This is a genomic window from Acidovorax sp. FHTAMBA (assembly GCF_038958875.1).
Lineage (GTDB): Bacteria > Pseudomonadota > Gammaproteobacteria > Burkholderiales > Burkholderiaceae_C > Acidovorax.
On the sequence record NZ_CP152407.1, the window covers coordinates 1,499,675 to 1,512,092 of the forward strand.

General features: G+C 61.7%; 11 protein-coding genes. 5 read left to right on the forward strand and 6 right to left on the reverse strand.

Annotated elements, in window-relative coordinates:
- Window positions 1-118 precede the first annotated feature (118 nt).
- From AAFF19_RS06960 to AAFF19_RS06985, 6 genes are all read right to left on the reverse strand, one after another.
- The gene (locus AAFF19_RS06960; RefSeq protein ID WP_182121008.1) at window positions 119-919 is read right to left on the reverse strand and encodes an iron dicitrate transport regulator FecR; all 801 of its coding nucleotides are present in this window, start codon (window positions 917-919) and stop codon (window positions 119-121) included.
- Window positions 876-1,718, reverse strand: a complete 843-nt coding sequence (locus AAFF19_RS06965; RefSeq protein WP_182121009.1) for a BPSS1780 family membrane protein — start codon at window positions 1,716-1,718, stop codon at window positions 876-878. Before AAFF19_RS06965 ends, AAFF19_RS06960 begins: the two co-directional genes overlap by 44 nt.
- A 127-nt stretch (window positions 1,719-1,845) precedes the next feature.
- On the reverse strand, window positions 1,846-2,796 hold the full coding sequence (locus AAFF19_RS06970; protein ID WP_182121010.1) for a homoserine kinase: 951 nt from the start codon (window positions 2,794-2,796) through the stop codon (window positions 1,846-1,848).
- Window positions 2,797-2,903: 107 nt separating this feature from the next.
- A complete protein-coding gene (locus tag AAFF19_RS06975) occupies window positions 2,904-3,263 on the reverse strand; it encodes a hypothetical protein (protein WP_008903318.1) in 360 nt (119 codons plus the stop codon).
- A 53-nt stretch (window positions 3,264-3,316) separates the two neighbouring features.
- Window positions 3,317-4,531 (reverse strand): serine hydrolase, encoded by a 1,215-nt coding sequence (locus AAFF19_RS06980; protein WP_182121011.1) that lies wholly within the window; start codon window positions 4,529-4,531, stop codon window positions 3,317-3,319.
- 58 nt (window positions 4,532-4,589) lie between these two features.
- Window positions 4,590-5,006, reverse strand: a complete 417-nt coding sequence (locus AAFF19_RS06985) for a hypothetical protein (protein WP_008903316.1) — start codon at window positions 5,004-5,006, stop codon at window positions 4,590-4,592.
- 142 nt (window positions 5,007-5,148) lie between these two features.
- Between AAFF19_RS06985 and polA the strand changes: the two genes are divergently transcribed.
- The 5 genes from polA to AAFF19_RS07010 all read left to right on the forward strand — a co-directional run bounded on the left by polA (window position 5,149) and on the right by AAFF19_RS07010 (window position 12,413).
- A complete protein-coding gene (gene polA, locus AAFF19_RS06990) occupies window positions 5,149-7,947 on the forward strand; it encodes a DNA polymerase I (protein ID WP_342721568.1) in 2,799 nt (932 codons plus the stop codon).
- Between the two features lie 191 nt (window positions 7,948-8,138).
- Entirely contained in the window at window positions 8,139-9,863 is a 1,725-nt protein-coding gene (locus tag AAFF19_RS06995) for an AAA family ATPase (RefSeq protein WP_342721569.1), read from the forward strand.
- Entirely contained in the window at window positions 9,850-10,725 is an 876-nt protein-coding gene (locus tag AAFF19_RS07000) for a DNA adenine methylase (RefSeq protein WP_342721570.1), read from the forward strand. Before AAFF19_RS06995 ends, AAFF19_RS07000 begins: the two co-directional genes overlap by 14 nt.
- 130 nt (window positions 10,726-10,855) lie before the next feature.
- Complete coding sequence (gene yghU / locus AAFF19_RS07005; protein WP_342721571.1) at window positions 10,856-11,758, forward strand: glutathione-dependent disulfide-bond oxidoreductase; 903 nt, start codon at window positions 10,856-10,858, stop codon at window positions 11,756-11,758.
- 22 nt (window positions 11,759-11,780) lie between these two features.
- Window positions 11,781-12,413: a glutathione S-transferase gene (locus AAFF19_RS07010; protein ID WP_342721572.1), complete on the forward strand. Its 633-nt coding sequence runs from the start codon at window positions 11,781-11,783 to the stop codon at window positions 12,411-12,413.
- The last annotated feature ends 5 nt before the right edge of the window (window positions 12,414-12,418 follow it).

The following is a 12,418-nucleotide window of genomic DNA, read 5'->3' on the forward strand; positions in this document are numbered from 1 at the left end:
ACTGGCTGGTCACAAAAATGCATCCTATGCACTCTTGGCCCAACTCGGTTTACTTACGTTGCACTTCGTACTTGAATCCGCCGCTTGATTTTTGGCGCCGCGAGGGCTGCCGGTGGGGCTAGTTGTTGTAGTGCGTGTCTGCGGGTGCGGGGGAGGCCGCCGGTGGCGGCGCGGGGCTTGCCGGTGCTGCCGGGTATCCCATCTGCCCGCTGCCATCCTTGGTGCCCTTGCGCCCCGCAATCTGCCAGGCCGTGCGCTGGCCGATGAGGCGGGCCAGAAACTCCAGTTCCTCGTCGGTGTGGTTGATGGCGCCCGCAGGCGTCAGCAGGCGGCCGTTGCGTGGCGCGGCCTCGGCCCAGAACGACTGGTGATAGACCGACTGGCTGACCACGCTTTCGTTGCCGGCCGCCAGGTCCACGGTGCCATAGCAATTGCAGAAATAGCCCCGGTGGTCCTGCTCCGGGAACACTTCGGCATACACGCCCGTGCCCCGGATGCCCGCTGTGGCGGTGGGCAGGATCACCTGGCGGTCGGTGCCGGGGCCCCACACGCTAGCCACGGCGCCGGTCAGCAGGCGAAGCACCTTGACGGCAGTGGGGGTGTCGCCGTCCAGCGCCATACGGCTGTTCTGGCGCAGCAGGAAAGCGCTGTGGCCCACGGTGAACACCGCGGTGGCGCCGGGGCCGGTCTCGATGCGGTCACCGGTAGAGATGCTGCCCTGCGCGGTCAGTGCCTGGCCGTTGCGCAGCACATCCCCGCGCACTTCGACGATATTGCTGCCGGACTGCGCCCGGGCGCCCGCCCACCCGCCAGCGGCTGCCCATGTGGCGGCTGCCTGCAGCAGGCTGCGCCGCCGCCACCACTGCAGTTCCTCGTCAGTTCGGCCCAGCAGCTGGGGGGGGCTCAAGGGGTGGTTCATGGGGCACCTCGGGTGCGGGGGTCGAAGGGGGCTCGAAGCTGTCACGGAAGGTGAACACCACCGACGTGAAAAACATGGCCGCCATCATCAGCGCGGCACCCACCATGATGCCGCCCGCCGCCGATCCTGCAAGCCCCATCATCGACAGCAGCGCAGACACCAGTGCCACCACCAGCCCGCCGAGCAGAAACACGCCCAGCCAGCCCACGCCGTACACCAGAAAAGCGCCAAAGTTGCGCACGCAGGCCACGATGCTGAAGAACAGCGCCTTGACGGGCGGAACGCTGTGCCAGTGCACCAGCCCCGGCGCATGCCAGAACAGCAGCGACAGCGGCAAGTACAGCACCATCGAGAGCCACATGGCGCTCTGGAACGCGGGGTCTTCCGCCACTTCCTTGGTCAGCTGCGCGCCACCCAGGTACACCTTGGCGAACTGCCCGCCGTCGACCAGGGCCGACAGGCCCATCACAGCCAGAAAGCCCACCGCGTACAGGGCGCCCAGCACCAGCATGTCGCGCAGGCGTTGCTGGCCGGTGCGAAACGCCACCAGCAGCACCGCAGGCGTGGGAAAGCTGCCCTGCGAGGCCTGCGCGGCGGCCACCATCATGGCCAGCGTGGCCGAGGGCAGCAGCATGAGGGCAATGGCCGGCCCCACCAGTGGAACCATCGAGGCCAGCGACATGGCGGCCATGGTCATGAAGAACAGCGCGGCCAGCGCCATGGGCTGCCGCCAGAACGTTCGGACCCCAAGCTTGACCCAGGCCATGCCGGTGCCGGCGGAGACGATGTTGAGTTTCATGAATACGTACGAAAAGAGGTGTGGTGGGGCCTGCGCCTGCGCACACAGGGCAGCCGGATAAGGAGCCGCCCGGGCCGCGCAACAGCTTGGAATTTACCCCAGCGGCCGATTTCCCTTTTTCACCGGACTATGGGTGTACAGGGTGGGCAATGCGGGCGCGCAGCACACGCTCGAAGTGCGTGGGGTCGTGGGGGGTGAGCATGGAGGCCTCGCGCGGCAGGTAAAAGTCCCACAGGCGCGAGATCCAGAACCGCAGCGCCCCGGCGCGCAGCATGGCGGGCAGGAGCTCGCGCTCGGCCGCTGTCAGCGGGCGCACGGCCTGGTAGGCGTCCAGCATGCGCGTGGCGCGCCCGGCGTCGTGGGTGCCTTGGGCCAAGTCAATGCACCAGTCGTTCAGGCACACGGACAGGTCAAACAGCCAGGTGTCCACACCGGCAAAGTAGAAGTCGAAGAAGCCCGTCAGCGCTTCGCCCTCGAACATCACGTTGTCGCGGAACAGGTCGGCATGCACCGGGCCGCGGGGCAGGGCAGCGTAGCCCGCGCTCGCGGCCACATGGTTCTGGTAAGCCAGCTCGGAGCGCAGCAGCGCCGCCTGCGCGTCGTCAATGTGCGGCAGCACCACGGGCACCGTTTCGTTCCACCACGGCAGGCCGCGCAGGTTGGGCTGGTGGCGGTCAAAGCTGCGGCCCACCAGGTGCATGCGTGCCAGCATGCTGCCCACGGCAGCGCAATGCGCGCCCTGTGGCGCCAGCTGGCTTTTGCCGCGCAGCTTGTTTACCACGGCGGCGGGCTTGCCGCACACGGTGTGCAGGATGTCGCCGTTCTTGTCGGCACGCGGATCGGGCACGGGCACGCCGCCGTGCGCCAGGTGCTTCATCAGGTACAGGTAGAACGGCAACTGCTGGGCCGTGAGGCGCTCGAACAGCGTGAGCACGAACTCGCCCTGGTCGCTGGTCAGAAAATAATTGGTGTTCTCGATGCCGCCTTCGATGCCGCGCAGCTCTACCAGCTCACCAAGCTGCAAACGGCGCAGCAGCTCGCGCGCCTCTGGGTGGGAGACTTCGGTAAAGACGGCCATCGCTCAAGGAGATCGAAAGTAAGGAAGGGTGAAAAAGACGGCACGCCGTGGCGTGCGGGGAGGGCGCTGCGGCGCAGCGATGAACCTCGGGCCCGAGGGCCCGGGGCTCAGAACTTCAGCACGTTCCAGACGCGGGGGGCGGTGGTGGTTTCGGCGCCGCTGTTGCTGCCCGCGCGGCTGCGTGCGCCGTCGGGGGATTGCACTTCGTAGCTGGGCATGCTGCCCGTCTTGGGCTGCACCGAGATGGTCTGTGTCTGCCCGCCCACGCGCAGCTCGTCCACACGGCTGCCGGCGTCTTCAATCTGGATGCGCTCGGTGCGCTGGGTGCCGCGGCCCGAAAGTTGCTCCGGATCTTGTAGCTGCTCGCGCTTTTCTGTATTGCCCTGCGGGGCATTTTGACCAGAATTCTGGGCCAGGGCGGGGCTGGAGGCCATGCCCAGCAGCAAAAGGAGGTGAACAGCGCGCATCGGGCGATTGTAGGGCGGCACAGGTGCGGCAGGCTCCTGGGGCCGCCCGTGTGTCATTGCGCCGGGGCGCGGGCCTCGTCGTCCACGGCTTTTTGCACGGCAGCGTAGAAGGCCTCGCGCGCGGCATAGCTCGGGTTGTCCGCTGAGCCCGCCTTGTGCCAGTTGCCGTTGGAGGCGATCACGAGCTGGCGTTTCGGGTCGATGAAGATGCCCTGGCCGAAGATGCCGCGGGCGGCAAACGCGCCGCTGTCGTAGGTCCACCACTGGTAGCCATATCCACGGCCAGGTGCGCCGATGTCCGCCTGCTTGTGCGTAGCCTCCTCCAGCCAGCCGTCGGGCAGGATGCTCTGGCCATTCACCCTGGCACCCTCCAGGATGAACTGGCCCAGGCGCGCATAGTCGCGCGGCGCGGCCTGCACGCAGCAGCCGCTGATTTCCTTGCCGGTCTTGGACAGCAGCCATGTGGCCTGTTGCTCCATGCCGGCGGGCTGCCATACCTTTTCCTGCAGGTACTGGGTCAGTGGCTTCTTGATGGCGGCTTCCAGCACGAGGCCGATCAGGTTGGTCTCGCCCGTGCTGTAGAGCCAGCGCGAGCCGGCCGGTGCAGCGCGTGGCAGCTTGCGCATGTAGCTCACCAACGCCTCGACACCAGGCTCGGGCTTGTGGTTGTTGAACCTGGCCACGTCAGAGTTCGTGTCGCCGTAGTCTTCGTTCCACTGCACGCCCGAGGTCATGGTGAGCAGCTGCCGGATGCTCACGTCGTCGTAGGCTGAGCCTTTCAGGTCCGGCAGGTAGTCGCTCACCTTGTCGTTCATGCTCTTGATGTGGCCGTCCTTGAGCGCCGCACCCACCAGCGTGGAAGTGAAGGATTTGGCGACCGAGAAGCTCGTCCAGCGGCCGTCGCCGTCAAAGCCCAGCCCGTAGCGTTCCTGCCGCAGCTTGCCGCCTTGCAGGATCACAAGGGCCGCAACGCGGTGTTCCTGCATGTAGGCATCCACATCCCTGTCGATCTTCAGCGGCTCGCCCGCAGGCAGCGCACGCGCAGTTGCCGCAGGCTGGGCCGTGTTCCATTTGGCCAGCAGGCTGATGCGGTCGAGTGCGCGGAACGCCGCATCGCGCTGGGCGTCGCTCCAGAACAGCAGGTCGCGGTTGGTGGGCACCGTCTTGAGCAGGCCGCGGGTTTCCTTGTCCAGGCTGAACCAGCCGGCCGTGCCAGCGGCGGCCACGGCCACCAGCGTGCCCAGGGCCAATTTCTGAAGGGTTTTCAACAGTGCACTCCCTGAAAGGCGAAAAAGCAAGAGTTGGAAAGGGCCCGCAGGCGGCCCGTCATGGGCGGGGGCAGCTGCCGCCCTCGCACTTGACGGTGTGTTCTGTGATCAGGCTGCGGTAGTTCTTGCCCATCTGGCCCATCTGCTCGCAGACATTGCCGCGCACGTTGAAGGCGTAGCCCTGGGTGCCGCTCGTGTTGAGCAGCTCCACCCGCGTCAGCGGCACCCCGGCAAAGCGCTCGGGGCTGCGCCACTGTTCTGCGCAGAAGCCGTGGTAGATGAAGGTGGCATACACCAGCTCGGTGACTTCGGGCTTGTCCATGCGCAGCCGCAGCACGCTGTTGTCCAGCTGCGCGGTCTTGAGCCCGTGGTGGGCGAGGGATTTTTGCAGAGGCGCAGGGACGTTGCTGAACTCCGGCGCGGCAAGGGCCAGCGTTGATGCTGCACCGCACAGCAAGGCAAGCAGTCTTTTCATGGGAGAACCTTTTTTTGGGAATGGCAGCCGCCGTGTGGCAGGGCGCCGGGAGACATTTTGCAGGTTTTCAGGCCCTGTGCAGGGCAGGGTGCCTGGCAGCGCGGTGCCCGCTGGCGGCGGCTTCGTGTGCACAATCCCGCCCATGACTGACAAAAAGACCCTGGTGCTGGTGGATGGCTCCAGCTACCTCTACCGCGCCTTCCATGCCATGCCCGACCTGCGGGCCGTGCCGGGCGATTCCACGAGCCCTGCCACGGGTGCGATTCGCGGCATGATCAACATGATGCAGGCGCTGCGCAAAGAGGTGCGCGCCGACTACGCCGCCTGCGTGTTCGACGCCTCCGGTCCCACCTTTCGCGATGCCCTGTACACCGAATACAAGGCCACGCGCTCGCCCATGCCCGACGACCTGCGCAGCCAGATCGAGCCCATCCACCAGGTGGTGGACCTGCTGGGCTGGAAGGTGGTGGCCGTGCCCGGCGTGGAGGCAGACGACGTGATCGCCACCTTGGCCAACGCAGCAGCCGCACAGGGCATTGAAGTCATTGTCTCGAGTGGCGACAAGGATTTGAGCCAGCTGGTCAACGAGCACATCACCATCATCGACACCATGAGCGGAAAGCGCCGCGATGTGGCCGGCGTGACGGCGGAGTTTGGCGTGCCGCCCGCGCTGATGGTGGACTACCAGGCGCTGGTGGGCGACACCGTGGACAACGTGCCCGGCGTTGCCAAGGTAGGGCCCAAGACGGCCGCCAAGTGGCTGGAAGAATACGGCTCGCTCGACAACCTGATCGCCAACGCCGACGCCATCAAGGGCGTGGCAGGCAACAACCTGCGCGAGGCGATTGCCAGCGGCCAGCTGGCCTTGAGCCGCCAGCTGGTCACCATGAAGACTGACTGCGCGCTGGCCGACCACATCCCCGGCCTGCCCGCGTTTGACGACATCACGCTGGACGCGCCGGACAACGCTGGCCTGCTGCCGTTTTACGAAAAGTACGGCTTCAAGGGCCTGGCCAGCGCGATCAAGGGTGCGACGGCCCCAGCTGCAGTGGCCCCCACCGTGGCCATGCCCGGCCAGAGTGGTGATTTGTTTGCCGACCATTCCGCCAGCACCGTGGCCGAAGAGGCCCAGCAGCGCACTGTGGTGTACGACACCATCCTGAACTGGGCGGACTTTGACCAGTGGCTTGCGCGACTGCACAAGGCCCCGCTGGTGGCGCTGGACACCGAAACCGATTCGCTGGACGAAGTGCGCGCGCAGATCGTGGGCATCTCTTTCAGCGTACAGCCCGGCGAGGCCGCGTACATCCCCCTGCGCCATGTGGGGCCCGACGCCCCTGCGCAGCTGCCGATGGACGAGGTACTCGCCCGCCTCAAACCCTGGCTGGAGGACGCGAAGCACCACAAGCTGGGCCAGCACATCAAGTACGACCGCCATGTGTTTGCCAACCACGGCATCGAGGTGCAGGGTTACGCGCACGACACCATGCTGCAAAGCTACGTGCTCGAAGTGCACAAGCCCCACAACCTCACCAGCCTGGCCGAGCGCCACACCGGCCGCAAAGGCATCAGCTACGAAGACCTGTGCGGCAAGGGCGCGCACCAGATTCCCTTTGCCCAGGTGCCGGTGGACAAGGCAGCCGCCTATTCCTGCGAAGACTCCGACCAGACCCTGGACGTGCACAACGCCCTGTGGCCCCTGCTGCAGGCAGACGACAAACTGCGCTTCATCTACGAGCTGGAGATTGCCAGCAGCGAGGCCCTGTACCGCATCGAACGCAACGGTGTGCTGATTGATGCCCCCACGCTGGCCGCACAAAGCCACGAGCTGGGCCAGCGCATCCTGCAGCTCGAAACCGAGGCGTACGAGATTGCAGGCCAGCCCTTCAACCTGAGCAGCCCCAAGCAGCTGGGCGAAATCTTCTTCGACAAGCTGGGCATGCCCGTGGTGAAGAAGACGGCGACAGGCGCCCGCAGCACCGACGAAGAAGTGCTGGAAAAGCTGGCCGAGGACTACCCACTGCCCGCCAAGCTGCTGGAACACCGCAGCCTCGTCAAGCTCAAAGGCACCTACACCGACAAGCTCGCGCAACTGGCCCTGCCACGCACGGGCCGCGTGCACACGCACTACGCGCAGGCGGTGGCTGTGACCGGGCGCTTGTCCAGCAACGACCCCAACCTGCAGAACATCCCCATCCGCACGCCGGAAGGCCGCCGCGTGCGCGAGGCCTTCGTAGCGCCCGCAGGCCGCGTGATTGCGAGTGCCGACTACTCCCAGATCGAGCTGCGCATCATGGCCCACCTCAGCGGCGACCACTCGCTGCTGCACGCCTTCCACGCCGGGCTGGACGTGCACCGCGCCACCGCTGCCGAGGTGTTTGGGGTGGAGGTGGACCAGGTCACCAGCGAGCAACGCCGCTACGCCAAGGTCATCAACTTCGGTCTCATCTACGGCATGAGCAGCTTTGGCCTGGCTAGGAACTTAGGCATCGAGACCAAGGCCGCAGCCGCCTACATCGACAAGTACTTTCAGCGCTACCCCGGCGTGAAGCAGTACATGGACGACACCAAGGCTGCCGCCAAATCCATGGGCTATGTCGAAACCGTGTTTGGCCGACGCCTCTACCTGCCCGAAATCAACTCCCCCAACGGCCCCCGCCGCGCCGGGGCAGAGCGCGCCGCCATCAACGCACCGATGCAAGGCACGGCGGCAGACTTGATCAAGCTGGCCATGGTGGCCGTGCAGAAGGAGCTGGACGCCCACAAGCCAGATATCAAGATGATCATGCAGGTGCACGACGAACTGGTGTTTGAGCTGCCCGAGGGCGAGGTGGACTGGCTCAAGACCCACATCCCGCGCCTGATGGCCGAAGTGGCGGCGCTGAAGGTGCCGTTATTGGCGGAGGTGGGGGTGGGGGCTAATTGGGATAAGGCGCATTGATCGGGCGAGGCAACCATGGCAGGCCAGAATTTTGAGTGTTTTTAGCCTCTGGCTCTTATCCGGTAAGCGCTAGCAGCTATCAAATTTGATGTGACCGCCTGCGTCTTCCTTGCCTGCGTCTTCTTTGTTAGTGGCGTATGAGGTGATCACTGTTGAATTGAAAACTTCAATGAGACATAAGGGGGAGCAATATGAAGAAAACACAACTCAAAAAAATAACAATTGAAAAATTTCGCGCGTTAAACAACGTCGATATTGAGTTTGGCGACTACATCACTGTTATTTGTGGAAAAAACGGTACGTCCAAATCTTCAATTCTTGGGATTGCGGCGCAGATTTTTAGTTTTGAAAAAGACTATGTGACTGGAGCGAGTCTGCGTGACTTCAAGCAAATCAGCGGTAAGGGCTTCAAATCCCAGTACAAAGAGCATATCAGAATATCTGAGAAGTTTGATGTACCAGGTTCGCTATCGGTCGGCATTCTTCTTGATGAAGGGTACACTGACCAAGCAGCAACAGCTAACTTAGAGTTAATGACGCGGACTGACGATGCGACCAAAAAAATATTGCCGCGCCCGGTTATCCGAAAAAATAGCACAGCTGCGGGTAATACAAGCAGGAACTTCACCCATCCCGTGATTTTTTTGAGCTTGAAGCGGCTGTACCCAATTGCTGATCGCGATTACAAAGCAATCGACTACGATTATTTGAAAACTCATGAGCAGGATTTCATTGCGCTTACCAACGAGTTACTTAACCGCAGCTCGACCCAAGCCACTGGCACTCATGGAACAATAACCTCGGCCGTGGCCCACGGCGATAACTACAACCATGAGTCGGTTTCAGCAGGCGAGGACAATGCTGGGCAGATCATCATGGCGCTACTATCGTTCAAAAAACTCAAAGCAGAATACCCTGATTACAAAGGTGGTTTGCTGCTGATTGATGAGGCTGATGCTGGCTTGTTCCCAACCGCCCAAATCAACCTCCTGAAAATTCTTGAGCGTGAATGCAGGAGGCTCAATCTGCAGGTTGTTATGACATCGCACTCACCAGTTATGATTGAGTACGCATATGAGCAGAGTCAGCATAAATACAGCAAGAAATTCAAAACCGTTTATTTGAGTAATACGTATGGATCTGTTCAGGTTATGCAGGATTGGTCTTGGGCGAAGATAAGTGCCGACATCCACACCAGAACTGTCAGCGCTGGACCAACAGCAAACCTACCGAGCGTCAATGTTTATTTTGAAGACAAAGAGGCGGAGGACCTATTCACGGCATTGATTTACCGGCAGCCAATAAAGAAATTTGTTAATCAGATGTCGGGCATCAAGATGGGTTGTACGAATTACGTGTATTTGCTTGATAAAAAAGTTCCGGAATTTGCCGTGAACAGTATTGTTTGTTTAGATACTGACGCTAAGCCGTACGTCAAGGGGAAAGAGTTTAAAACTGTCGTATTGCTCCCCGGTGATTTGCCGCCAGATCAAATGCTCTTCGAGCATCTTTACAACTTGCCGCCTGATGATGTTTTTTGGGATAATAGCTTGCAGTTTTCTCGTGATGTTTTTACCAATTCGGCTGGGCGTGAGGTCATAAGGGAATTGGGCATCGGTGGTAACGTAGTCGATCTAAAAGAGCGCTTGGCTGCTTACAGCGGCAGCAAGATAAAGCGGGATATTTTCAAGGATTTTTATAATTCAGCAGATCTCCAAATGCTGGTTGCTGCGAGCGTTAAACCGTTCAATGCATGGAGACATTGGGTGGAAAATAATCCGCACGCAACTAACATTTTCTTGGCAAACTTCAAGGCGGTACTATTTGGTGTCATGAAGGATGGTTACGCCGTAGACGATGCCAAGCTAACCACGCTGGATGTCAGACTGAAGAAGGTGCTCAATGTTCTCAAATAGGCTTTACAGCCCACTACGCTACCCCGGCGGCAAAGCACCTTTTGCTCCATTCATTGCCAGCGTAATGCAGCGCAATGGCCTAGCTGGCGGACATTACCTAGAGCCCTACGCGGGCGGAGCAGGGGTTGCCCTCGATCTGTTGTTTCAGGGGTACGCAAGCCACATTCATATCAACGACGCAGATCCAGCAGTTTTTGCGTTTTGGGCCTCTGTAACGCAACATTCGAAGGAATTGCTGGACCTGCTTGCGTCAACCCCCATCACCATCGAGGAATGGTTCAAGTGGCGCTCGGTACTCCGTGAGGACTGCCAAGCTAGCTTGGTCGAGAAGGGGTTTGCCACGTTGTTCATGAACAGAACAAACCGTTCTGGCATTTTGAAAGCGGGCGTTATTGGCGGGAAGAGTCAGGACGGTGCCTACAAACTGGATGCTCGTTTTAAGAAGAATGTTATTGCTGCACGGATTGTGGAGATCGCCAAGCGTTCGAAAGACATCACCGTGTACAGCGAAGATTCTTTGGCTCTGTTGAAACGCTGCAAAGAGTTTTTGCCAAAAGAGTCGCTGATCTATCTTGATCCGCCTTACTACGTCAAAGGCAAAGGGCTGTACCGCAACTATTACGAGCATGATGATCACGTTGCGATCGCGAAGACTATCAAGGCTAAAAGCTTCAAGCGGCATTGGATCGTGTCTTATGACAATGCTGATGAAATTCGCGCCATGTACCAACTCGTCAGCACCAAAACATACGGTCTCAACTACACGGCCCAACGGCGCTATGTAGGCAATGAAGTCATGTTTTTTAGCCAGGACTTAATCGTTCCGGAAGACGCTATCCCTCAAACAAAGACGGCCGCTTGAGTAGGTGGCCCAGCATTGCAAGGGGCTGATATCCGTAAGAGCCAGCCCAGCGGTGAATCAGCCACGTAGATAAACTCATTCTGCAACGGTTGGCGAGCCTGCCAGCCTCCCTTTCATCTCCGGAGCCCGCATGTCTGAGTCTTTGACTTACACCCCCCCCGCCATCTGGCAATGGAACAAGGAAAACGGCGGCCAGTTCGCCAGCATCAACCGCCCCATCGCCGGGGCTACGCACGATAAAGAGCTGCCTGTGGGCCGCCACCCGCTGCAGCTGTATTCGTTGGGCACGCCCAATGGCGTGAAAGTCACTGTCATGCTCGAAGAGCTGCTGGCGCTGGGCCACAGCGGGGCGGAGTACGACGCGTGGCTGATCCGCATCAACGAGGGCGAGCAGTTTGGCAGCGGTTTCGTGTCTGTGAACCCCAACTCCAAGATCCCGGCCCTGCTGGACCGCACCGACCCGGCCAATCCGGTGCGGGTGTTCGAGTCCGGCGCCATCCTGATGTACCTGGCGGAGAAGTTCGGCAGCGCCTTTTTGCCCAAAGACGGCGCTGCGCGCGCCGAATGCCTGTCATGGCTGTTCTGGCAGATGGGCAGTGCGCCGTTTGTGGGCGGCGGGTTTGGGCACTTCTATGCCTACGCTCCGGTCAAGATCGAGTACGCGATTGACCGCTATGCGATGGAGGCCAAGCGCCAGCTGGATGTGCTGAACCAGCGCCTGGCTATGACCGAGTACGTGGCGGGCGATGAGTACACGGTGGCCGACATGGCGATCTGGCCCTGGTATGGCTTGCTGGTGAAAGGGCAGGCCTACAACGCGGGCGAGTTTTTGCAGGTGCGCGAATACACGCATGTGGTGCGCTGGGCCGAGCAGGTGGCCAAGCGCCCGGCGGTGCAGCGGGGGCGCAAGGTGAACCGCGTGCAGGGCGACCTGGCCAGCCAGTTGCGCGAGCGGCATGACGCCAGCGACTTTGACACCAGGACGCAGGACAAGATCGAGGCGGCGGCAGCCTCTTCATCGCCCGCCCCCTGACTGCTTTGCAAGGCGCCACACCATGATCACTTTGTACGACTGCGCCACGGCGCCCAGCCCGCGCCGCGCGCGCATCCTGCTGGCTGAAAAAGGCGTTGCCCACGACACCGTGCAGGTGGACCTGCGCAGTGGCGAACAGCTGGGCGAGGCTTACCGGCGCATCAACCCGCAGTGCACGGTGCCCGCGCTGCGCACGGAAGACGGTTTGCTGCTGACCGACAACGCGGCGATCACCGCGTACGTCGAGGCGCGCTACCCGCAGCCAGCACTGCTGGGCGAAACGCCCGTAGAAAAGGCCGAGATCGCCAGCTGGAACTGGCGCATGGAGTTCGAGGGCCTGCTGGCCATTGCCGAGGCGCTGCGCAACAGCGCGCCCGCCATGGCCAACCGGGCCTTGCCCGGTGCGGTGGACTACCCGCAGATCCCGGCCCTGGCCGAGCGCGGGCTGGTGCGTGTGGGGCAGTTCTTTGCCATGCTCAACGATCGCCTGGCAGGCCGCGACTTCATTGCCACCGACCGCTTCAGCGTGGCCGACATCACCGCCGTGGTGGCGGTGGACTTTGCGCGCGTGGTCAAGCACAAGCCGGGCGAGCAGCACCCGCACCTGCTGCGCTGGCGCACGGCCATGGCGGCGCGGCCGTCGATGTCGCTCTGATCTCG